Here is a 22206-nt window from a genome sequence, read left to right on the forward strand (position 1 = left end):
AAATGGAAGCTCAGCGTTCGAACAGCGCCACGGCTTCGACATGGTGAGACCAGAGAAACTGGTCGATCGGCGTAACGGACTGGAGCTTGTACCCGCCCTCCACCAGAATCGCCGCATCGCGGGCCAGACTGGCCGAGTTGCAGGACACGGCTGCGACGCGCTTCACAGTGGATTTGGCGAGTTCGCGGCATTGCGCCTCGGCCCCCGCGCGGGGCGGATCGAAGAGCACACCGTCGAAGCGGTTCAGTTCCTTTGTGGTCATTGGGCGACGAAACAGATCGCGACGCTCCGTCGTCACCGGCTTCAAACCGGGAATGCCGCGTCTGGCGTGGTCGAGCGCGGCGAGGGCCGGGCTGTCGAACTCCACACCATGGACCGGGTGACGCCGCGCCAGCCGCAGTGTGAACGTGCCGATGCCGCAGAAAAGATCGGCCACCTGATTGGCCTTGCCGAAATGCGGAAGCGCGATCTCGGCCATCGCACCTTCGGCGCTCGCCACGGCCTGAAGAAAGGCACCGGGCGGAAGCGGAACACCGATTCCATCCACGTCGATGCGCGGCGCCTGCGGCTCGACGATGGTTTCCCCGTCGATCGCCAAGCGCGCGACGCCCGGCGCGAGCGCAAGGCTCAGAATCCTTTGACGGAGCTTGTCGTCCAGACGCGCCGCGTCCGACACCGCAATGTCCAGCCCGGCCGCCGTATGGGTCACCACCATGCGAAGCTCACGCTTGCGGTCGATCATCGCGACGGCGAGCTTCTCGAAAAAGTCGAGCCGGCTTGCGATCTCGGGCACGGTCACGAGGCAGGTCGAAATGGGCGCGATGCGATGGCTCAGCGCTTCATGAAAGCCGAACAGAACCCGGCTATCGACGCGAAGCGCCGAAAACACGGCGCGCCGGCGCGAATGCGGCGCGCAGGGCACCAGATCGGCGACCTGAGGCTCTAGACCGACGCGCCGGAAGGCCTCGACCACCGTCTCGCGCTTGAAGGCGCGGTAGGCCGCCTCGCTCATATGCTGAAGCTCGCAGCCGCCGCAGCGGCCGAAATGCCGGCAGGGCGCTTCCACCCGCTCGGGCGACGCGGTCTCGACCTGCAGGAGCCGACCGCGCTCGCCCTGCCGCTCGATCTCCACAATCTCGCCCGGCAGCGTGAAGGGTACGAAAACGGCCGCGCCGCCGACATGGGCGATGCCATCGCCCTTCTGTCCAAGCGTTTCGATGGTCAGCCGTTCGGTCATGCCTTGTGTCCTATCACGAGATATTCGCGGTTCCCGTCGCCCCCTTCGATGGGTGAGGCGATGGGCGGCTCGGCAATCCAGCCCTGTTCCTGCGCCAGCCACAGCGCCATATCCCTGGCGATCCGCTCGCCCAGCGCGCTGTCGCGCAGGAGGCCATTCTTGCCGATCGCGTCCCGCCCCGCCTCGAATTGCGGTTTGACGAGAAAGACGCCATCCGCGCCGGAGCGCGCCAGACGCAGCGCGGGCGGCAGCGCGAGCGTCATCGAAATGAACGAGACATCGCAGACCACGAGATCCACAGCGCGCCCTTGCAGATGTTCCGCTGCCAGTTCCCGCGCGTTCAACCCTTCGAGAAGCGTGACACGAGGATCGTTCCGAAGGCTCGGATGAAGCTGATCGTGTCCGACGTCCACGGCGACCACATGAGCCGCGCCGCGCTCCAACAGAACCTGCGTGAAGCCGCCTGTGGACGCGCCGACATCGAGCGCGGTTCGACCTCGCACATCGATGTCGAACCGATCGAGCCCGGCAACGAGCTTCAGGGCCGCCCGCGAAACGTATCGCGCCGCCGGGTCATCGAGCGCCAGTTCAGCATCCGCGCGCACCAGCTGGCCGGGCTTGGAAACAGCAGTTCCATCGACGCGCACATGCCCGCGCAGGATCGCGTCGCGCGCTCGCGCGCGGCTCTGCGCCAGGCCGCGTTCGGCGACCAGCTGGTCGAGCCGCACGCGCGCACCGGAGGCGATCTCAGCCATCAGATGCCAGCGGGCAGGGCGAGCGATGCGAGGCGCATCACGCCTGCAACACGCGCCGCGCGCCGGTTCCCAGCGCCCGGAAGACCGCATCCACAATACCGGCGCGGTCGAGACCGGAGGCCTTCACCATCGCCTCGGGAGAGGCATGATCGACGAAGAGGTCTGGCATGGTCAGTGGGCGAACCTTGAGCCCATGATCCAGGAGGCCGTTGCGTGCCAGATGCTCCAGAACCTGCGCGGCGAAACCGCCGGACGCGCCTTCCTCCAGAAGAATCAGAACCTCATGATGGCGCGCGAGCTGCGCGATCAACTCTCCGTCGAGCGGCTTGGCGAAACGCGCGTCGGCCACCGTGGTGGAAAGGCCGAAGCCTTCGAGATCCTCGGCGGCCGCCAGAGCCTCCGTCAGGCGCGAGCCGAATGACAGGATCGCGACTTTCGTGCCCTCTTTCAGGATACGGCCCTTGCCGAGCGCCAGCACGGAACCGCGCTCGGGAAGATCGACGCCCGTGCCGTTGCCGCGCGGATAGCGGAAGGAGATCGGCCCTTCCTCATAGGCGACGGCCGTGCGGACCATATGGCGCAATTCCGCCTCATCGGAGGCCGCCATGACCACCATGCCGGGAAGCGGGCAGAGGAAACCCGTGTCGAAGGAGCCCGCATGGGTCGGCCCATCCGCGCCCACGAAGCCGGCGCGGTCGATGGCGAAGCGAACCGGCAGGTGCTGGATCGCGACATCATGCACGATCTGGTCATAGGCGCGCTGCAGGAAGGTCGAATAAACCGCGACGAAGGGCTTGTAGCCTTCGGTCGCCAGACCGGCCGCGAAGGTCACCGCATGTTGTTCGGCGATACCGACATCGAAAGTGCGTTTTGGAAAGGCCTGCCCGAACAGGTCGAGCCCGGTCCCATCCGGCATGGCCGCATGAATCGCGACGATCTTATCGTCCGCGTGCGCTTCCTGAACGAGACTCTCGGCGAAAATCTTGGTGTAGGTCGGCGCGTTGGCCTTGGGCTTGGACTGAGCACCGGTCACGACGTCGAACTTTGACACGCCATGATATTTGTCGGCGCTGGCCTCGGCGGGCGGATAACCCTTGCCCTTCTTGGTCACGACATGGATGAGCACCGGCCCGTTGTTCGTATCACGCACATTGCGCAGGACCGGCAGAAGGTGGTCGAGATCGTGCCCGTCGATCGGGCCGACATAGAAGAAGCCGAGCTCTTCGAAGAGCGTTCCGCCCGTCAGCAGGCCGCGCGTGTATTCCTCGGTGCGGCGCGCGCCCTCGCGCATGAATTCGGGCAGGTGGCGCGTCATCGCCTTGGCCCGCTCGCGCAGCGAGCGATAGGCCTTGCCGGACACAAGCCGTGCCAGATAGGCGCTCATGGCGCCTGTCGGCGGGGCGATGGACATGTCGTTGTCGTTGAGGATGACGACGAGACGCGCGTCCAGCGCGCCGGCATTGTTCATCGCCTCGTAGGCCATGCCGGCGCTCATCGCGCCGTCCCCGATCACCGCGATCACATTGTTGCGCCGCCCGTCCATCTCACTGGCGACGGCCATGCCGAGGCCGGCCGAAATCGACGTCGAGGAATGGCCCGCGCCGAACGGGTCGTATTCGCTTTCCGTGCGCTTGGCGAAACCCGACAGGCCGCCTTCCTGGCGCACCGTGCGCATGGCCTCGCGCCGGCCGGTCAGGATCTTGTGGGGATAGGCCTGATGGCCGACATCCCAGATCAACCGATCGCGCGGGGTGTCGAACACGGCATGGATCGCCACCGTCAGTTCCACGACGCCGAGGCCCGCGCCCAGATGCCCGCCCGTGCGCGAGACGGCGTCGATCAGATCGGCGCGCAGCTCGTCGGCCACCTGGCGCAGGTCCGTTGAGGGCAGGCGGCGCAGGTCTTCGGGGGATGCGATCTGGTCGAGAAGCGGCGTCGAAAGGGTGCTGGACAAAGCGGCGGTCTCCTGCGGAACGGGTGCCTCGCATGGACCGAACATGCAACGGCTGACAATCGGGCGGTTAGAGCCATTTCAACTAGGGTTGTCCAGCCGCCGATTCCAGCGGGCGCGGCGATCAGGCCGGGTCGAGCGGCTCGGTGCCCGTCGCCTTGCCCGCGCGCGACAGCTTGATCTTTTCCACCTTGTCTTCGGCGGCGGATAGAAGCCGGTCGCAATGGCTCTTGAGCTTCTCGCCGCGCTCATAGATGCGGATCGACATTTCCAAGGGGACGTCGCCGCGCTCCAGGTCCGAGACGATGCGCTCCAGCGCCGCCAGGGCTTCCTCGAAGCTCATGCGCTTGATGTCGGAATCGTCGGCCGGAATCTGATGGGCGGTATCGGACATGAAGATCACTTTCGTTGCGATGCCGGATCAGCCGACCATCAAACGCTTCACATGGGCCGCGGCGGATTGCGACAAGCCCTGGAGGTCGTATCCCCCCTCCAGAACGCTGACGAGCCGGTGCTGGCTGAAGCGGCCGGCGATGTCCAGAAGCTGTCCCGTCGCCCAGTCGAAATCCGCTTCGATGAGATTGAGACCGCCCAGCGGATCGCGGTGATGGGCGTCGAAGCCCGCCGAGACGATTACGAGATCTGGGCGAAAATTCTCGAGAGCCGGAAGCACGGCGTCGCGGAACGCCGTACGGAATTCGTCCGTGCCGTCATCCTCGCGCAGCGGGACGTTGACGATATTGCCCGCGCCCACCTCGTCCTTCGCGCCGCTGCCGGGGTAAAGCGGCATCTGATGCGTCGAGACGTAGAGAACGGAAGGATCCGCCCAGAAGATATCCTGCGTGCCGTTGCCGTGGTGAACGTCCCAATCGACAATCGCCACCCGCTCCACACCATGCACGGCCTGCGCATGGCGCGCCGCGACGGCGGCCTGGTTGAACAGGCAGAAGCCCATCGCCGTTTCGCGCTCGGCATGGTGCCCTGGAGGGCGCGCGGCGACGAAGACGTTGCGCGCCGCGCCTGACATCACATCGTCCACGCCCGCACAGGCCGCGCCCACGCCGTGCAGCGCGGCGGTAAAGCTGCGAGGACTCACCACCGTGTCGCCGTCGATCCGGGCGAGACCCTCTTCGGGAATCGTGCGCGCGATCCGCTGCACATAGTCGAAGCTGTGGCAGCGATAGATCGCCTCCAGCGAGCCCTCCGATGCCATGGCGCGATCGAGATTTTGAAAGGCTTCCGCCTCGAACGCGGCCTCCACAGCCGCGATTCGCTCCGGCCGCTCGGGATGGCCCGGCGGCGTCAGATGTTCCCGAAAGACCGGGTGATGATACAGGCGCGTCAGCATGGCAGCCTCCCGGCGATTGCGTCGCGTCAGATGCGGCCGGTCTGGCCGCGATGGCGCAGATAATGATCGGCGATGGCGCAGGCCACCATGGCCTCGCCGATGGGCACCGCGCGAATGCCGACGCACGGGTCATGCCGGCCTTTGGTCATCACGTCGACCTCATGCCCATCGGCATCGATCGAGCGGCGCGGCGTCAGGATAGAGGAGGTGGGTTTCACCGCGAAGCGCGCCACCACCGCTTGTCCGGTGCTGATGCCGCCGAGAATGCCGCCGGCATGGTTGGACAGGAAGACGGGCCGGCCGTCATTGCCCATCCGAATTTCGTCGGCATTCTCTTCGCCCGAGAGCGTAGCCGAGGCGAAACCATCGCCGATCTCGACGCCTTTTACGGCATTGATCGACATGAGATTGGCTGCGATGTCGGCGTCCAGCTTGCCATAGAGTGGCGCCCCGAGCCCGGCCGGAACGCCTTCCGCCACCACTTCGACGACGGCCCCGATGGATGAGCCGCTTTTGCGCGTCGCATCGAGCAGTTCCGCCCAACGCTCGGCGATTTGCGCGTCCGGGCAGAAGAAGGGGTTGCGGCGTGTCTCGTCCCAGTCGAACCGGGACCGATCGATGGCGATGCTGCCGATCTGCACCAGCGCGCCGCGCACTGACAGGCCGGGGACGATCTGCCGGGCGATAGCGCCGGCCGCCACGCGCATCGCGGTTTCGCGCGCGGACGAACGCCCGCCACCTCGATAATCGCGAATGCCGTATTTGATGTCATAGGCGATATCGGCATGGCCCGGCCGGTAGCGACGGGCGATGTCGCCGTAATCCTTGGAGCGCTGATCGACGTTCTGAATTTCCAGCGCGATCGGCGTGCCGGTGGCGATCAGTTCGCCCTCCGCCTCGCCCGGCATGGTACCGGAGAGAATGCGGACCTGATCGGGTTCCTGGCGCTGCGTCGTGTAGCGCGATTGGCCGGGGCGGCGCTCGTCCAGAAAATGCTGGATCATCGCTTCGGACAGTTTCGTGCCCGGCGGCGTTCCATCCACGACGCAGCCGATCGCCGGCCCATGACTCTCGCCCCAGGTCGTGACGCGGAACAGGTGGCCGAAGCTGTTGTGAGACATGAATGACGCGGGTCCGATGGAAAGACGGTTGGCTCGTTTACGACCTGCTAACCGGCGGCGTCAAATCGCGGATCGATGATTGGCGGCGCGGTCTGGAATAAACCATAATCGAGATGGAATTTTTCCAGACTATGGCCGCGAATCGTCCTCCAAACGCCGCCCGAAAGAGATTGCTTGATGACCCGACGAATCGTCGCCTTGTTCGCCTGCTCCGCTCTCTCCGTCTCGATGAACATCTCAGCGCAGGCGGAAGAAACCGGAGGCGTGGTGGAGAAGGTCGATCACGAGCGTCCGGCTCTGAAGCTGAGCGATGGAAGCAGCTATCTTCTATCGCACGACATCCAGGTCGAGGCGATCACACCGGGCATGATGGTCCACATCATTCACGAACCGCTTATCTGAGGGCAGGGACGCCCCGCAGACTATCTCCGGTGATTTCGGATTCGCTGGAAATGCTTCGGCATATTGATGTCGCCGCATCGCTCGACCACGGCGCGCGCCAGCGTCTCTCGAAATCTCTCGGCGGCACATAGAGTTGGCTGACGGCCTATCAGACCCAGGCGACTTCACCATTCTCGAAACGCAGGATACGATCCTGCGGAATGTCCATCTCCGCCGCGTCCCCTCGCGAAACTCCCGCGAAGCGCTGAAGGAAGGCGCGCGTCACGCCGCCATGGGCCGTCACGATGCTCGGGCCGCGCAGGTTCTCAAAAACCGGCGCGACGCGATCCGCCAGGCTTTCATAGGTTTCCGCGCCATCGCCCGGCGGCTGGAAGTTCCACTTGTCTTCGTGCCGTTTCGCCAGCCGTTCCGGGTCGCTTTGCCCGAGCTCGCGCAGCGTATAGCCCTGCCAGTCGCCGAAATGAATTTCGCTCAGCCGCTCGTCCTGCGAGAAGGCCTCCGCGTCCAAACCCATCTCATTCCGGATGATCCGCATCGTGTCCGCCGCGCGCTGCATCGGGCTTGAGATGAACTCGAAACCCGATGCGGACGCGCCCAGAACGTTTCGCAGATACCGGCCGTTGCGGCGCGCTTGCCCGCGTCCGTAACTGTTGAGGGGGATGTCGCTCTGTCCCTGAAGGCGACGCTCGGCGTTCCAGTCCGTCTGACCGTGACGGCAGAGATAAAGAAGCGGCATGCTCACGAATGATACTCGCTATCAGTCCTTGATGACCGAAATGTCGGGAGCGTCAACCGCCTTCATTCCAACGACGTGGTAGCCGGAATCGGCGTGGTGCACTTCGCCCGTCACCGAGCGCGACAGGTCGGACAGAAGGTACAGACCGACATCGCCGACTTCCTCGATCGTCACGGTGCGGCGCAGCGGAGCGTTATATTCGTTCCACTTGAGGATATAGCGGAAATCGCCGATCCCGGAGGCCGCCAGAGTCTTGATCGGCCCGGCGGAGATCGCGTTGACGCGGATGTTCTTCGGGCCGAGATCGACCGCCAGATATTTGACGCTCGCCTCCAGCGCGGCCTTGGCGACACCCATGACGTTGTAGTTCGGCATGACCTTTTCCGCGCCGTAATAGGTCAGCGTGAGCATCGATCCGCCCGAGGTCATCAGCTTCTCGGCGCGCTGGGCGACGGCCGTGAAGGAATAGACCGAGATCAACATCGTCTTGGAGAAATTGGCCTCGCTCGTGTCGACATAGCGACCCGTCAGCTCGTCCTTGTCGGAAAAGCCGATGGCGTGAACCAGGAAATCGATCTTTCCCCACTTCTCTTCGAGCGCCTGGAAACAGGCGTCGATCGTGGCGGCATCGCCCACGTCGCAATGGCCGCAGACGAAGGCGTTCAACTCGGCCGCCAGAGGCTCGACTCGCTTGCGCAGTGCATCGCCCTGATAGGTGAAGGCCAGTTCCGCGCCTTGGTCCGCCAGTGCCTTGGCGATGCCGTAGGCGATGGAGCGATTGTTCGCCACACCCATGATGAGGCCGCGCTTGCCCTTCATCAGGCCGACCGATTCAACCATGGTGCAGCTCCTCAACTCGATTCCAAATCATCATATTGGCTTTGCGCTATGGCATAGCAGGTCGAGACCAGCAAGCTTGACGGATCATCGCCTGCCGGCCCACAAGTTTTATTCCGTTCTGTTATCAGACGTTGGCGTCACGCCGTTTCTGCATCAGCGCGATCAACTCGGCATCCGGCGACTCGGGCAGCGCTACCACGAGCGAAACGAGGATGTCGCCGCGCCCGCCATCCTTGCGCGTCAGCCCCTTGCCCTTGAGCCGCAAGGTCTTTCCGGAATTCGTCCAAGGCTGGATCTTCGTCGCGATTCGCCCGTCCAGCGTTTCGATCGTGATGCGCCCGCCCAGGACCGCGTCCTCCAAGGCAACCTCGTGGTCGCAGAGCAGGTCGCGTCCATCGACGCTGAAGCGGGCATGATCGACGAACTGGATGGTCACGAGCGCGTCGCCGGGCTGACCGCCGCTGATGGCGGGGGGTTGGCCCTGTCCGCGCAGACGGATGACCTGACCATCCTCCACGCCCTCCGGCAGCCGGATGGCAAGTCGCTTGCCCGTCGGGAAGACGGCTTCGACCTTCTCGTCGGACACCACCTCTTCGAGGCGGACCTTCAGCGTGGCGTTGATGTCCTCGCCCTTGGCCGAGCCATTGCGTGCTGCCGTGAAGCCCGCGCCGCCGCGCGCTCCGCGCTTGGCGCCCCCGAAGGCCTGATCGAAGAAGTCCGAGAAGAGACCTTCGCCGAGATCGGCTGATCCGCCTCGGAAGTCGAATCCGCCGCCCGTGCCGCGCGTCTGCCCGAACGGGTTCCCGCCCGCGCCACCGCCGCCGAAACCTCCAAACCCTTGAAACTTTGGCTTTCCTTCGGCGTCGATCTCGCCATTGTCGAACTTCTGACGCTTTTCCTTATCGCCCAGAATCTCGTAGGCTTGGTTGGCCTCGTTGAAGCGTGCGGCGGCCGAGGGATCGTCGGTATTGGCGTCCGGGTGATACTTCTTGGCGAGTTTGCGAAAAGCGGACTTGATCTCGCCTTCCGTGGCGGTCTTGGCGACGCCGAGAACGGTATAGGGGTCGCGCATGGAGTGTCGGCATCCTGTCTGACATGGGCGCGCCGAGCCTATCCGGCGCGGCGCAACCGGCTTGCGATTGGCTTTGACAGGTATATGGCGAGAGTCTGAAAAGAAATGAAGTCCTCTGGCGGCAGCGCGCACAGCCTATCGGCCAGCCTGCCAGAGACTTTCAGCTTCGATCATGCGCCTTCGTTGAAACGGGTCAGCGTCCATTCGCCGCTGCCGCGCGTGCAGGCTTCGCCCTTGTAGACGGCCACGCCATCGAATCTTTGACGCGAGGTCTTGAAGCTGCGGCAGATCTGGTCGCCCGCGCGCGTTTCCTGAATGCCGGTGATCGTTCCGCTCGCGCCCGTATCCGTGTTGCTCCAGGCCAGCGGCTCGGACTCCGACCGCTCCAGATTGGCCGACGACACCGCATTGCGCACCGTGCGCCCGTCCGAATCCGTTTCGGGAGAGGGGGGAGCCATAGGCTTGACGGAACTGGTCTGGATCGAGTGGTCCACCTTGGCCGCATCTTCCAGCGCCGCGCCGCTGATCACGGTGCAGCCGGACAGGACTGTCGCCAGACAAGTCGCCACTAGGGCCTTTCGAATCCCGTGCATGTCGCCGTTAAACCTTTGCCGTCGGCCCCGTTCGGTTCTACGAAATCGGAGGCACGAACCGGAAGATGCAGGAATGATGCTCAAAACGGCCTTAACGTTTGGTGAAACCGAGTTGCCCGCCGATCCATTCGCGGCGTTCCACATCTGGCTTGGCGAAGCGGAGCGCTCCGAGTTGAACGACCCCAACGCCATGGCGCTCGCGACAGTCGATGCGGATGGGTTGCCGGATGTCAGAACGGTTCTCCTCAAGGGGGTCGACCCCGGCGGTTTCGTCTTCTACACGAATTTCGAGAGTCGGAAAGGGCAGGAGCTGCTCGGTCAGCCCAAGGCCGCCCTCTGCTTCCATTGGAAAAGCCTGCGTCGGCAGGTCCGCGTGCGCGGTACGGTCGAAATCGTCAGCGACGAGGAAGCCGACGCCTATTATCGCACCCGTGCGCGCATCAGCCGTCTCGGCGCCTGGGCCTCGCAACAGTCTCGCCCGCTGGCGTCGCGCGCGGAGCTGGAGCAACGTGTCACCGAGTTCGACGCACGCTTTCCCGGTGAGGACATTCCGCGCCCGTCTCACTGGTCGGGTTTTCGCGTCGTCCCGGTGCAGATCGAGTTCTGGCAGGACGGCGCCTTCCGCCTTCACGACAGCTATCGCTTCGTTAAGGACGAATCCGGACAATGGGTCGCCACCCGGCTCAACCCTTGATCGCCTCGAGAAGGGGAGGGCGGAGGCTCTAAGCCTCCGTCCCGCCGACCGTGATCTGGTCCATTCTCAGGTGCGGCTGCCCGACGCCGACCGGCACCCACTGGCCAGCCTTGCCGCAATTGCCGATGCCGGCATCCAGCTCCAGATCGTTGCCGACCATCGAAACGCGGTGCATCGCGTCCGGACCGTTGCCGATCAACATGACGCCCTTGAGCGCCTCGCCAACCTTCCCGTCGCGCACGCGGTACGCTTCGGTGCAGTTGAAGACGAACTTGCCCGAGGTGATGTCGACCTGTCCGCCGTTGAAGGACACGGCGTAGATTCCGTCCTTCACCGACGCGATGATCTCGTCCGGCGTATGCGCGCCCGCCAGCATCATCGTGTTGGTCATGCGCGGCATGGGCGCATGGGAATAGGACTGACGACGACCATTGCCGGTCGCCTCCATGCCCATCAGCCGGGCATTCTGCCGGTCCTGCATATAGTTGACGAGACGGCCGTCCTCGATCAGCACCGTGCGGTTGGTCGGCGTTCCCTCGTCGTCGATCGACAGCGAGCCGCGTCGCTCCGCGATCGTCCCATCGTCCACGACGGTGACGCCCTTGGCCGCGACCTGTTGTCCGAGAAGGCCCGAAAAGGCCGAGGTTTTCTTGCGGTTGAAGTCGCCTTCGAGGCCATGCCCCACCGCCTCGTGCAGCATGACACCCGGCCAGCCGGATCCGAGCACAATGTCGAACGTGCCGGCTGGGGCCGCCACGGCGTCGAGATTGACCTTGGCGCCGCGTAGCGCTTCGTCGGCCAGCTTTTCCCAGCTCTCGTTCAGCATGAAGCCGCCGAACCCGACGCGCCCGCCGGCTCCCGACGAGCCGGTTTCCTGCCGGTTGCCGCGCCCCGCGACGACCGAGACGTTCAGCCGCACCAGCGGACGAACGTCCTGGAGCCATTGTCCGTCGGCGCGCAGGATTTCAACCACCTGCCATTGCGTGGCTAGCGACACGCTGACCTGACGTACCTCCCCGTCTTTCGAGCGAAGATAGCTGTCGATGTCCTGCAGCAGCCTCACCTTGGCTTCGAAGCTCGGCTGGGGGATGGGGTTCTCGTCACCATAGAGCTTGCGGTTCGTTCCGCGCGGCCCCTCCGCCGCGACGCCGCTATATCCGGCGCGAATGGCCGTGACGGTGGATGCGGCGCGGCGGAGCGCCGCATCCGAAAGATCGCCGGCATGAGCGAAGCCGATGGCCTCGCCAGCGACGCAGCGAAGGCCGAAACCTTGGTCGGTGGAAAAGTCGCCGGCCTTCAATCGACCATTGTCGAAGACGAGCGATTCCTGCTCGCGATATTCCAGAAAGAGTTCGCCGTCGTCCGATCCCTTCAGCGTGTCCGAAACAAGCGCTTCGAGCTGCGGGCGGGACATGTCGAAGCGGTCGGCAAGGGAGAGGGGCATGAAAGGCTCCGGAGAACTATCGTGCCCCTGAGATAGGCGGCCCAAGCGCCCGTGTCATCCATTGACGGTCTGGGGACGGCGCGAGGCTGGTCAGGGCAGGGCGGCGAAGCCGTCCGCAAAGCCCGCGAGATCGACCGGAATGCCGATGCCCTCTTCGGGTGTCTGAAACACGATGAAGGTCGCGGACTTGCCGCTCGACAGCGTCTGGCGAAGCGTCTCGTCCAGAATCACTTCCGCGTAGCATCCATCCTCGAAGCAGCGAACGAATTGCGCGCGGCCGATATCCTTGCCATCCACGTACAGGCCGAGCCCATTAGGAAGGAGAATGCCGAGCGGGGCCAGCACCCGGAGAATCTGCGCCTTGCCGTCTGCGGTCTTCAACGCGAGAACCGACAGGCCGACTTCGGGCCGGTCTTCGGCGACGACATTCTGCAGCAGGGCGCATTGCTCGCCCGCCGCGCCCGCAGGTTGATCGCACACCACGGCCCAGGCACCATGCTGCGATTTGACGGTTCCCGTCTGGGCCTGTGCCGCCAGCGGCAGCATGATGAGACAAGCGGCGGCGGCCGAGGCGAGGAGGGTCTTCATGAGGTTATCCCGATGTGACGCCGGTCGGAATCGGCGCCTTGAACGAAATCAAAGGTTAAAGCATCTCGACCGGCCCCGTCGAGACGCACTGCCGCATGTGCGAGGGAAGGGAGGCATTGCGGTCACAGCCCCGCTTATGTCGCAATCGGGCGTGGCGCGCTCGTGTTGCGAAGGAGGCGGTTTCGTGGTTGAACCGAGCCTCAGCTGCACATTAGCGGCATTCGAAATCTCGGGAGGCTCGCCGGGAGATTCGAGCGTCGATGATTCGTTCGGCAGATCGGGTTCATTTGCTTCCACGAGGGGGAGATTCGTGAAGAGAACAGCCCTTGCCGCCCTTGCTCTGGCCGGCTCGCCCCTTGCGGCGTTCGCACAGGATGCCGTGGTGCATCCCGGCCAGCCTCATCCTTGGCAGATGGGGCTTCAGGAAGCCCTGTCGCCTATCGAGGCGCAGATCCATTGGTTCAGCACCTATACGCTCTGGTTCATCGTTCCGATCGTGATCTTCGTGGCGGGTCTGCTCGCCTGGGTCGGCTTTCGCTACACCGAAGAGCGCAATCCCAAGCCGTCCCGCACGAGCCACAACACGACGATCGAGATCATCTGGACGATCGCTCCGGTCCTGATCCTCTTGTGCCTCGCCATTCCCTCGTTCCAGCTTCTCACGGCGCAATACAACCCGCCGCGCGAGCCGGAGCTGACGGTGAAGGCGACCGGCTATCAGTGGTATTGGGGCTACGAGTATCAGCCGGCGCAGGCCAACGCCGCCGCTGCATCGCCGGCTGCCGGCACGGCGGCCAATCCGGCGAACCCGGCGTCGCAGCCCGTTTCCTTCCTGTCCTATCCGCTCGGCGAGGACGCGCGGGACGCCTCGGGCAAAACCGACAAGGCGACCTATCCTCGCCTCCTCGCAGTCGACAACGAGATGGTCATCCCGGTCAACACCGTGGTTCGTCTCTTATCGACGGGCGGAGACGTGATTCATTCCTTCGCGATGCCGTCTCTCGGCGTGAAGGTCGATGCGGTTCCGGGCCGTCTGAACGAATATTGGTTCGAGGCCAATCGCGAAGGCATCTTCTATGGCCAGTGCTCCGAGCTTTGCGGCGCCAGCCACTACAACATGCCGATCGGCGTGCGCGTGGTCAGCCGCGAGCAGTTCGATCGCTGGCTCGCCGCCGCTGCCGACAATGTCCAAAACGCCAACGCCCAGCTCTCGGCCGAGATCGCCCATCAGGCGCCGGTCGTGGCCGCTCGCTGATACAAATTCGGGGGGAAGCACCTTATGGATCACGCTGCGTCGCATGATCACGACCACGCCCACCCGCGCCCGACCGGCTGGGTTCGCTGGGTCTATTCGACCAACAACAAAGACATCGGCATTCTCTATCTGATCTTCTCGATCTTCGCGGGTATCGTGGGAGCTAGCCTCTCGATCGCCATCCGCGCCGAGTTGCAGCAGCCGGGTCTTCAGATCTTCGGCAATCCGCAGATCTTCAACGTCTTCACGACGGCCCATGGTCTCGTGATGGTGTTCTTCCTCGTCATGCCGGCGTTGATCGGCGGCTTCGGCAATTATTTCGTGCCGATCATGATCGGTGCGCCGGACACGGCCTTCCCGCGCATCAACAACATCGCCTTCTGGATGCTGCCGCCGTCGCTGCTGCTCCTGATCCTGTCGATGTTCGTGGAAGGCGCTCCGGGCGCCAATGGCGCCGGCACAGGCTGGACGCTGTATCCGCCACTTTCGACCACCGGCCATCCGGGTCCAGCTGTCGATCTTGCGATCTTCGCGCTGCATCTGTCCGGTGCCTCTTCGATCCTCGGCGCGATCAACATGATCACGACGATCCTCAACATGCGCGCGCCGGGCATGACGCTGCACAAGATGCCGCTGTTTGCGTGGTCGCAGCTGGTGACCGCTTTCCTGCTGCTGCTCTCCCTGCCGGTTCTGGCCGGTGCTATCACGATGGTGCTGACCGACCGCAATTTCGGAACCACCTTCTTCGCCCCGGAGGGCGGCGGCGATCCGATCCTGTACCAGCATCTCTTCTGGTTCTTCGGCCATCCCGAAGTGTACATCATGATCCTGCCGGCCTTCGGCATCGTCAGCCACATCATCTCCACCTTCTCCAAGAAGCCGGTCTTCGGTTATCTCGGAATGGCCTATGCCATGGTCGCGATCGGCGTGGTCGGCTTCGTAGTGTGGGCCCATCACATGTACACTACGGGTATCTCACTCAACACGCAGCGCTACTTCGTGTTCGCGACGATGGTCATCGCCATCCCGACCGGTATCAAGATATTCTCGTGGATCGCGACCATGTGGGGCGGCTCGCTGCGCTTCACCACGCCGATGCTCTGGTCGATCGGCTTCATCTTCCTGTTCACGGTCGGTGGCGTCACGGGCGTCAAGTTGGCCAATGCCGGCATGGATCGCGTGCTTCACGACACATATTATGTCGTCGCGCACTTCCACTACGTTCTGTCGCTTGGGGCGGTCTTTGCGATCTTCGCCGGCTGGTACTACTGGCTGCCGAAGATGAGCGGCTACATGTATGACGAGAAGATCGGCAAGATTCATTTCTGGGTCATGTTCGTCGGCGTCAATCTCGTCTTCTTCCCGCAGCACTTCCTGGGCGCTGCCGGAATGCCGCGTCGATACGCCGACTACCCCGATGCCTTCGCGGGCTGGAACTTCGTTTCTTCGATGGGTTCCTATATCTCGGGTGTATCGGTCCTGATCTTCCTCTATGGTGTCTACGACACGTTCGCCAAGAAGCGCCTTGCGGGAGCCAATCCCTGGGGCGAAGGGGCGACGACCCTCGAATGGCAGCTGTCGTCTCCGCCGCCGTTCCATCAGTGGGAAGAGCTGCCGCGGATTCGCTGAACCCGGTCAAATCCTGTGATCCCGGCGTCCAAGCCGGGATCGCTCACCGTCGGGTTCGCGATAGGCGACAGATGGCAGTCTCGATGGGACTGCCGGTCAAGGATAAGGACGTCCTATGAGTGCGATCGACGCGACGGATCTGCGGGCCGCTCGTCCAGGCATCAGTCTCGCCGAGCCGGGTGACTTTCTGGCTCTGCTCAAGCCGCGCGTCATGTCGCTCGTGATCCTGACGGCGGTGACGGGATATCTCGCCGCGCCCGGCCATATGCATCCGGTTCTCGGTTTCGTGTCACTCCTGGCGATTGCCTTGGGAGCGGGCGGCTCCGGTGCGCTGAACATGTGGTATGACGCGGATATCGACCGCGTGATGAAGCGTACGGCCGGACGCCCTGTTCCGTCAGGCCGCGTGTCCGCAGGCGGAGCGTTGGCCTTCGGACTGTCGCTGTCGATCTTGTCCGTGATCCTTCTCGGCCTCGCATCCAACTGGTTTGCAGCTGCTTTCCTGGCCTTTACGATCGCTTTCTACGCCGTTTTCTACACGATGGGTCTGAAGCGTCGCACGGCGCAGAATATTGTGATCGGCGGCGCGGCTGGCGCGTTCCCTCCTATGGTCGCCTGGGCGGCGGTGACCGGTGGCGTCTCGCTGGAAAGCTTCGTCCTCTTCCTGATCATCTTTCTTTGGACGCCCCCGCATTTCTGGGCTCTGGCCCTCTTCAAGATGCAGGATTACGGCGCGGCTGGTATTCCGATGCTGCCCAATGTGGCGGGTGAGCGTTCGACGCGTCGTCACATCTTCGCTTACACGCTGCTTCTCGTGCCTGTCGGTGTTCTCCCTTACGTGCTCGGTTTCGGCGGCCCGGTCTATGGCGTGGTGTCGCTCGCGCTGGGGCTCGACTTCATCCGCCGGGCTTTCCTCGTGCTGCGGATGCCCGATCGCGATCCTGCGATGGTCCCGGCCAAGAAGCTGTTCGGCTTCTCGATCGTGTATCTCTTCGCGCTCTTCTCCATCCTTCTGATCGAGCGCGTCGTCGCTTTGTGGATGGTCTGATTTCGTGAACGAAGGGGAGGAGGATCGCGTGCGTTTGACCCAGCAGGAACATAAGGCCCAGCGTAAACGATCGGTGGCGATCGCGCTGACGCTGACGGCCCTCGTCGTGATTTTCTATGTGGTGACGCTGGTCAAGATGGTGGGTGGTCATGGCTGAGCCCGCTCGCCCTCGCGAAGCGTCGGCTCGCCGATTTCGGATCACCGCGTTCAGTTGCGCCGCATTCGTCTGCGGCATGATCGGCGCCGCCTACGCATCCGTCCCGCTCTACAGTCTGTTCTGCAAAGTCACGGGCTATGGCGGCACGACGCAGCGCAGCGAAATGGCATCCGCCACGGTGCTGAACGAGACGGTTCGCGTTCGATTTGACAGTAACGCGATTCCCAGCGTGCCATGGACCTTTCAGCCGAACGAGCGTGAAGTGGTGGTGCGTCTGGGCGAAACGCGCCAGATGTCGTACCGCGTTCGCAACCGCTCCGACCGGGAAGTGACGGCGCGCGCCACGTTCAACGTGACGCCGCTGCTGGCGGGCGGCTACTTCAACAAGATCCAGTGTTTCTGTTTCACGGATCAGACGCTGAAGCCGGGGGAAGAAGTGGACATGCCGGTCGTGTTCTTCGTCGATCCCGACATTCTGAAGGACGCGGATGTCGGAACCTTGCCGACGATTACGCTGTCCTACACGTTCTTCCCGGTAGAACCGAAGAAGACACCCGTCGCCGATGCGGCGACGGACAATCAGGCAAGCGGGCGTTTGTAACGCGCTCGAATTGAGTTGGAACGGGGCCGTTGGCTACAACGGCTTGGGGCGGTAGCGAGGGGGAGAGCGATGGCCAGCACGACACACAAGCATCACGACTATCATATGGTCGATCCGAGCCCGTGGCCGGCCTTGGCGTCTCTCGGCGCGTTCTTCCTCTTGTTCGGTGCCGTGGCGCTGTTCCGTTTCCACGGTGACAAGACGTTCATCGTCTTCGGCGCCAATCTGGCGACGCCTTGGATTTTCTACATCGGCCTCGCGATCGTGCTCTACACGATGTACGCTTGGTGGTCGGATACGATCCGCGAAAGCCACCAGGGCGCGCATACGCCCGTCGTCTCGATGCATCTGCGCTACGGCATGATCATGTTCATCGCCTCCGAGGTGATGTTCTTCGTGGCGTGGTTCTGGGCCTTCTTCGATGCCAGCCTGTTTCCCGGTGAAGCCATTCAGGCCGCCCGCGTCCAGGCGCTCGGCGGCGTCTGGCCTCCCAAGGGGATCGAAGTTCTCGATCCGCTGCATCTGCCGCTGTTCAACACGGTGACCCTGCTTCTGTCCGGCACGACCGTGACATGGGCGCACCATGCGATGTTGGAGGATGATCGCAAGTCGCTGATCACGGGTCTCGCCCTGACGGTGGCCCTGGGTACCATCTTCTCCTTCGTTCAGTATATCGAATATGCCAATGCGCCTTTCGCGTTCAAAGGCTCGATCTACGGCGCGACCTTCTTCATGGCGACGGGCTTCCATGGTTTCCACGTCTTCGTCGGCGTGATCTTCCTGGCCGTCTGCCTGATCCGCGCCATTCGCGGGCATTTCACGCCGCACAAGCATTTCGGCTTCGAAGCGGCTGCTTGGTACTGGCACTTCGTGGACGTGGTCTGGCTTTTCCTCTTCTTCGCCATCTATGTCTGGGGTGGCTGGGGCGGACAGATCCACGGCGCTTGATCACAACGCCCTCGCTCGATCTCGTGGAAGGAGGCGGCTTGGCCGCCTTTTTTCGTCGCAGGGTTCAAGCCAGGGAAACGCTTGAGGAGAGAAACGCTGATGGACGATTCTCGCCAATCCTATCCCGGCGTCGATCCGGCCCATGCCGCCATGTTCGGTCACTGCCCGCGCTGTGGGAAGGGCAAGCTCTTTGCGGGCTATCTCCGGCTCGAGCCGGTTTGCTCACGATGCGGACTGGACTTGGCCAGCCTGGACTCGGCCGATGGACCCGCCTTCTTCGTGATGTCGATCGTCAGTTTCGTTGTGGTCGGTCTCGCCCTCTATACGGAGGTCGCCTACAGTCCGCCCATCTATGTCCATCTCCTTCTCTGGGTTCCGCTCGCGTTTCTCCTATCGGCCCCGCTCATGCGTCTCGCAAAAGGCTTGATGGTCGGCCTGCAGTTTCGATCCAGCGCCGCAGAAGGTCGCCTGCATCCGCATGACGATGCCTGACGCCGCCCAAAACATGAACGAGAGCCAGCCTCGCCTCAGTCGCGGACGCATCATCTCGATCCTCGTTCTGGGCTCTGCGGCCTTTGCCGTCCTGTTGCTGCTCGGTTCCTGGCAGTTGGAGCGTATGGCCTGGAAGGAAGGGCTTCTCAGCGCCATTGCGCAGCGCATCCAGAAGCCAGCCCAGACGATCGATGACATCCGGGACGCTCGAGATCGTGGCGAGGCGATCGATTATGATCCCGTCGCGTTGCGTGGGCGGTTCGATCATTCCGGTGAGCGTTATTTCCTCGCGACGCGCAATGGCGAAGCGGGATGGCATGTCTATACGCCGCTCCAGATCGAAGGCTCGGATCGCTGGATTTTCGTGAACCGAGGCTTCGTGCCCTATGCCATGAAAGATCCCGCAAGCCGCATGGCGGGAAACCCTGTGGGGACGATGGATTTAACGGGGCTTGCTCGCGAAGCGCCAATCGAGAAACCCGGCTCCTTTCTTCCCGACAACGATCCTTCGCAGAACGTCTTCTTCTGGCGCAGCGTATCGGACATGGCCAAAGGGCTGTCGCTGCCAGCAGACAAGGTTCTACCCTTCTTCGTGGACGCAGGGCCGGGCGCGGCGGAAGGCGGCTATCCGATCGGCGGCGTGACCGTGGTCGACCTCCCCAACAACCATCTGCAATATGCGATCACGTGGTTCAGCCTCGCCGCCGCGCTGTTCGTCATGCTCGCGCTGTTCGTGCGCCATCTCCTGCGTGGCCGTCCTCGCGCGCCGATGGGTTGACAGAGGGGGGCTCCATCCCCTCATTCCCAAGCGAAACCGCTGCCCGGAGATTGCCTTGTCCGCGATCCAGACCAAGCCGCCCCTGACCCTGCGCCTTTGCGAACCGCGAGGTTTCTGCGCGGGCGTCGATCGCGCGATTCAGATCGTCGTTCTCGCGCTGAAGCGCTACGGCGCGCCGGTCTATGTCCGGCACGAGATCGTTCACAATAAATACGTGGTGGATGGGCTGCGCCAGATGGGGGCGGTCTTCGTCCGGGAACTCGATGCCATTCCCGATGACGGGCAGCCCGTCGTCTTCTCCGCCCATGGGGTTCCCAAGACCGTGCCGGCCGAGGCCGAGCGCCGCGAGATGCTCTATCTCGATGCGACATGCCCGCTCGTTTCCAAGGTCCACAAGCAGGCGATGCGTCACATGCGCCTGGGGCGAACCGTGCTGCTTGTCGGTCATCGCGGCCATCCCGAGGTCGTCGGGACGATGGGTCAGCTGCCCGAAGGTACGGTCGTCCTGATCGAGACCGAGGAAGACGTTGCGGCCTTTGAGCCGGCCGACCCCGCAGCGCTCGGCTTCGTCACGCAGACCACTCTGTCGGTGGATGATACGGCCGGAATTATCGCAGCACTTCAGGCGAAGTTCCCTGAGATGCAGGCGCCCGCCTCGGAGTCGATCTGCTATGCGACCACCAACCGGCAGGACGCGGTGAAAGCGTCCGCGCCCGGCACCGATCTATTCTTCATCGTCGGCGCGCCCAATTCGAGCAATTCGCGCCGTCTGGTCGAGGTTGCCGAAAAGGCGGGGTCGAAGCGGGGCCTTCTGCTGCAAGGACCCGCTGATGTCCCGTTGGACGATCTGATGCCCGGCCATGTCATCGGCATGTCGGCAGGGGCCTCCGCGCCCGAAGTGCTGACGGACGCGATCCTCGACGCGCTGCGCGAACGCTTCGACCTGCGCATCGAACTCGTGCAGACGGCGATCGAGAACGAGAACTTTCCGGTCATGCGGGCTCTGCGCGACGTCTCCTTGACCAAGGAAGACATGGCATTCGTCAACGGCGATCGGCCGCTTGCCGGCGAAAGGACGCTTTGAGATGGCGGTCTATACCGAGGTCGGCGAAGCGGAACTCAGCGCCTTTCTCACGCGCTACGACGTGGGCAGACTTCTGTCCTACAAGGGGATCGCGGAAGGGGTGGAGAACTCCAACTTCCTGCTGCGTTCGGAAGGCGGCACGTTCATCCTGACGCTGTACGAGAAGCGCGTGAACCGCGCAGATCTTCCCTTTTTTGTGGGTCTGATGGAGCATCTGGCCGGCAAGGGGCTGTCTTGCCCCCTGCCGGTCCAGCCACGCGAGGGCGATGCTCTGGGCGAACTGGCAGGGCGGCCCGCTGCGCTTTTCACCTTTCTGGAGGGCATGTGGTCGCGGCGTCCGACGGCCGACCAATGCGGCGCGGTCGGCAAGGCCATGGCCGGAATGCATTTGGCGGCTGCGGACTTTCCGCTCCAGCGCGCCAACAGCCTGTCCGTCGATGCGTGGCGTCCGCTTCTTGACGCCTGCGGAGAGGATGCGGACCGGGTCGAGGCTGGCCTTTGCGCCGAGATCGCTGCGGAACTGACCGAATTGGAAGCGAACTGGCCGTCCGATCTGCCAAAAGGCGTGATCCATGCCGATCTGTTCCCGGACAATGTCTTCTTCCTGCAGGGTGAATTGTCCGGGCTGATCGACTTCTATTTCGCCTGCAACGACGTTCTCGCCTATGATCTGGCCATCTGTCTCTGCGCATGGTGCTTCGAACAGGATGGAGCCTTCAACGTCACCAAAGGGCGCGCGTTGATCGAAGGCTATCAAAGCGTGCGCCCGCTGAATGCGGCCGAGCGGGACGCTCTGCCGATCCTCGCGCGGGGAGCTTCGGTGCGTTTTCTGCTGACGCGCCTTTACGACTGGATCAACACCCCCGCCAATTCCTTCGTCACCAAGAAGGACCCCAAGGAATATCTGCGCAAGTCCCGCTTCCACCGTCAGGTGCGCAGCCTTGCCGATTACGGCGTCACCATGGATTTCCGGACGGCATGAGCGATCTGACCCACGTCGATATTTTCACCGATGGCGCCTGTTCGGGCAATCCGGGTCCGGGCGGCTGGGGCGCGATCCTGCGCGCGGGCGAAACGGAACGGGAACTGTCCGGCGGTGAGGCCCATACGACCAACAATCGCATGGAGCTTCTGGCCGCGATCGAAGGTCTTGCGGCGTTGAAGCGCGGCTGCGCCGTTCACCTTCATTCCGACTCGCAATATCTTCGGGATGGAATCACGAAATGGATTCACGGCTGGAAGCGCAACGGATGGCGCACGGCCGACAAGAAGCCGGTCAAGAATGCCGAGCTTTGGCAGCGCCTCGATGAAGAGCGCAACCGCCACGAGGTGACGTTCCATTGGATCAAGGGCCATGCCGGCCACCCCGAGAACGAGCGCGCGGACGAGTTGGCGCGCGCGGGTATGGAGCCCTTCAAGCGCAAGCCGGCGAG

25 protein-coding genes are annotated in these 22206 nt (G+C 63.5%); 13 read left to right on the forward strand and 12 right to left on the reverse strand.

What is annotated here, in order from left to right:
* Positions 1 to 10: 10 nt before the first annotated feature.
* From NS365_RS11965 to aroC, 6 genes are all read right to left on the reverse strand, one after another.
* The gene (locus NS365_RS11965) at positions 11 to 1237 is read right to left on the reverse strand and encodes a class I SAM-dependent RNA methyltransferase (protein WP_058600516.1); all 1227 of its coding nucleotides are present in this window, start codon (positions 1235 to 1237) and stop codon (positions 11 to 13) included.
* Positions 1234 to 1992 carry a TlyA family RNA methyltransferase gene (locus NS365_RS11970; RefSeq protein WP_058600517.1) on the reverse strand — a complete coding sequence of 253 codons (759 nt, stop codon included), beginning with the start codon at positions 1990 to 1992 and terminating at the stop codon, positions 1234 to 1236. Before NS365_RS11970 ends, NS365_RS11965 begins: the two co-directional genes overlap by 4 nt.
* A gap of 37 nt (positions 1993 to 2029) precedes the next feature.
* A complete protein-coding gene (gene dxs / locus NS365_RS11975) occupies positions 2030 to 3946 on the reverse strand; it encodes a 1-deoxy-D-xylulose-5-phosphate synthase (RefSeq protein WP_058600518.1) in 1917 nt (638 codons plus the stop codon).
* A 121-nt stretch (positions 3947 to 4067) separates the two neighbouring features.
* The gene (locus NS365_RS11980; RefSeq protein ID WP_058600519.1) at positions 4068 to 4337 is read right to left on the reverse strand and encodes an exodeoxyribonuclease VII small subunit; all 270 of its coding nucleotides are present in this window, start codon (positions 4335 to 4337) and stop codon (positions 4068 to 4070) included.
* A gap of 27 nt (positions 4338 to 4364) precedes the next feature.
* Positions 4365 to 5291, reverse strand: a complete 927-nt coding sequence (locus tag NS365_RS11985) for a histone deacetylase family protein (protein WP_058600520.1) — start codon at positions 5289 to 5291, stop codon at positions 4365 to 4367.
* A gap of 26 nt (positions 5292 to 5317) precedes the next feature.
* Positions 5318 to 6412: a chorismate synthase gene (gene aroC, locus NS365_RS11990; protein ID WP_058600521.1), complete on the reverse strand. Its 1095-nt coding sequence runs from the start codon at positions 6410 to 6412 to the stop codon at positions 5318 to 5320.
* Between the two features lie 177 nt (positions 6413 to 6589).
* Between aroC and NS365_RS11995 the strand changes: the two genes are divergently transcribed.
* Positions 6590 to 6814 carry a DUF1344 domain-containing protein gene (locus NS365_RS11995; protein ID WP_058600522.1) on the forward strand — a complete coding sequence of 75 codons (225 nt, stop codon included), beginning with the start codon at positions 6590 to 6592 and terminating at the stop codon, positions 6812 to 6814.
* 148 nt (positions 6815 to 6962) lie between these two features.
* Here the strand turns inward: NS365_RS11995 and NS365_RS12000 are convergent, their stop codons facing one another.
* From NS365_RS12000 to NS365_RS12015, 4 genes are all read right to left on the reverse strand, one after another.
* Complete coding sequence (locus NS365_RS12000) at positions 6963 to 7550, reverse strand: histidine phosphatase family protein (RefSeq protein ID WP_058600523.1); 588 nt, start codon at positions 7548 to 7550, stop codon at positions 6963 to 6965.
* 21 nt (positions 7551 to 7571) lie between these two features.
* Positions 7572 to 8390, reverse strand: a complete 819-nt coding sequence (gene fabI / locus NS365_RS12005) for an enoyl-ACP reductase FabI (protein WP_058600524.1) — start codon at positions 8388 to 8390, stop codon at positions 7572 to 7574.
* Between the two features lie 124 nt (positions 8391 to 8514).
* The gene (locus NS365_RS12010) at positions 8515 to 9462 is read right to left on the reverse strand and encodes a DnaJ C-terminal domain-containing protein (protein WP_058600525.1); all 948 of its coding nucleotides are present in this window, start codon (positions 9460 to 9462) and stop codon (positions 8515 to 8517) included.
* 170 nt (positions 9463 to 9632) lie between these two features.
* Positions 9633 to 10055, reverse strand: a complete 423-nt coding sequence (locus NS365_RS12015; protein ID WP_082655866.1) for an RT0821/Lpp0805 family surface protein — start codon at positions 10053 to 10055, stop codon at positions 9633 to 9635.
* A gap of 76 nt (positions 10056 to 10131) precedes the next feature.
* On the opposite strand from NS365_RS12015, the gene pdxH reads away from it, so the two are divergent.
* Complete coding sequence (gene pdxH, locus NS365_RS12020; RefSeq protein WP_058600548.1) at positions 10132 to 10749, forward strand: pyridoxamine 5'-phosphate oxidase; 618 nt, start codon at positions 10132 to 10134, stop codon at positions 10747 to 10749.
* 28 nt (positions 10750 to 10777) lie between these two features.
* On the opposite strand, the gene tldD is transcribed toward pdxH, so the two are convergent.
* Positions 10778 to 12193 (reverse strand): metalloprotease TldD, encoded by a 1416-nt coding sequence (gene tldD, locus NS365_RS12025; RefSeq protein ID WP_058600527.1) that lies wholly within the window; start codon positions 12191 to 12193, stop codon positions 10778 to 10780.
* Between the two features lie 90 nt (positions 12194 to 12283).
* A complete protein-coding gene (locus tag NS365_RS12030) occupies positions 12284 to 12781 on the reverse strand; it encodes an invasion associated locus B family protein (protein ID WP_058600528.1) in 498 nt (165 codons plus the stop codon).
* Positions 12782 to 13091: 310 nt separating this feature from the next.
* Between NS365_RS12030 and coxB the strand changes: the two genes are divergently transcribed.
* The 11 genes from coxB to rnhA all read left to right on the forward strand — a co-directional run.
* Entirely contained in the window at positions 13092 to 14036 is a 945-nt protein-coding gene (gene coxB / locus NS365_RS12035) for a cytochrome c oxidase subunit II (RefSeq protein ID WP_082655865.1), read from the forward strand.
* 24 nt (positions 14037 to 14060) lie between these two features.
* On the forward strand, positions 14061 to 15665 hold the full coding sequence (ctaD, locus tag NS365_RS12040; RefSeq protein WP_058600529.1) for a cytochrome c oxidase subunit I: 1605 nt from the start codon (positions 14061 to 14063) through the stop codon (positions 15663 to 15665).
* Positions 15666 to 15780: 115 nt separating this feature from the next.
* Positions 15781 to 16713: a heme o synthase gene (locus NS365_RS12045; RefSeq protein ID WP_058600530.1), complete on the forward strand. Its 933-nt coding sequence runs from the start codon at positions 15781 to 15783 to the stop codon at positions 16711 to 16713.
* A gap of 28 nt (positions 16714 to 16741) precedes the next feature.
* Positions 16742 to 16870 carry a protoheme IX farnesyltransferase gene (locus NS365_RS12050; protein ID WP_244493456.1) on the forward strand — a complete coding sequence of 43 codons (129 nt, stop codon included), beginning with the start codon at positions 16742 to 16744 and terminating at the stop codon, positions 16868 to 16870.
* Positions 16863 to 17471 carry a cytochrome c oxidase assembly protein gene (locus tag NS365_RS12055; RefSeq protein WP_058600532.1) on the forward strand — a complete coding sequence of 203 codons (609 nt, stop codon included), beginning with the start codon at positions 16863 to 16865 and terminating at the stop codon, positions 17469 to 17471. Before NS365_RS12050 ends, NS365_RS12055 begins: the two co-directional genes overlap by 8 nt.
* A 69-nt stretch (positions 17472 to 17540) precedes the next feature.
* Positions 17541 to 18419 carry a cytochrome c oxidase subunit 3 gene (locus NS365_RS12060; RefSeq protein ID WP_058600533.1) on the forward strand — a complete coding sequence of 293 codons (879 nt, stop codon included), beginning with the start codon at positions 17541 to 17543 and terminating at the stop codon, positions 18417 to 18419.
* A 99-nt stretch (positions 18420 to 18518) separates the two neighbouring features.
* On the forward strand, positions 18519 to 18911 hold the full coding sequence (locus NS365_RS12065; protein WP_058600534.1) for a DUF983 domain-containing protein: 393 nt from the start codon (positions 18519 to 18521) through the stop codon (positions 18909 to 18911).
* The gene (locus NS365_RS12070) at positions 18898 to 19689 is read left to right on the forward strand and encodes an SURF1 family protein (RefSeq protein WP_244498435.1); all 792 of its coding nucleotides are present in this window, start codon (positions 18898 to 18900) and stop codon (positions 19687 to 19689) included. Before NS365_RS12065 ends, NS365_RS12070 begins: the two co-directional genes overlap by 14 nt.
* A gap of 55 nt (positions 19690 to 19744) precedes the next feature.
* Positions 19745 to 20773: a 4-hydroxy-3-methylbut-2-enyl diphosphate reductase gene (gene ispH / locus NS365_RS12075; protein WP_058600535.1), complete on the forward strand. Its 1029-nt coding sequence runs from the start codon at positions 19745 to 19747 to the stop codon at positions 20771 to 20773.
* A 1-nt stretch (position 20774) separates the two neighbouring features.
* Positions 20775 to 21755 (forward strand): homoserine kinase, encoded by a 981-nt coding sequence (locus NS365_RS12080; RefSeq protein ID WP_058600536.1) that lies wholly within the window; start codon positions 20775 to 20777, stop codon positions 21753 to 21755.
* A 5-nt stretch (positions 21756 to 21760) separates the two neighbouring features.
* A partial coding sequence (rnhA, locus tag NS365_RS12085; protein WP_058600551.1) for a ribonuclease HI occupies positions 21761 to 22206 on the forward strand: 446 nt, incomplete at its 3' end.

Origin of the sequence: Aureimonas ureilytica (genome assembly GCF_001475935.1) — a bacterium.
In the GTDB taxonomy this organism is placed as follows: Bacteria; Pseudomonadota; Alphaproteobacteria; order Rhizobiales; family Rhizobiaceae; genus Aureimonas; species Aureimonas ureilytica_A.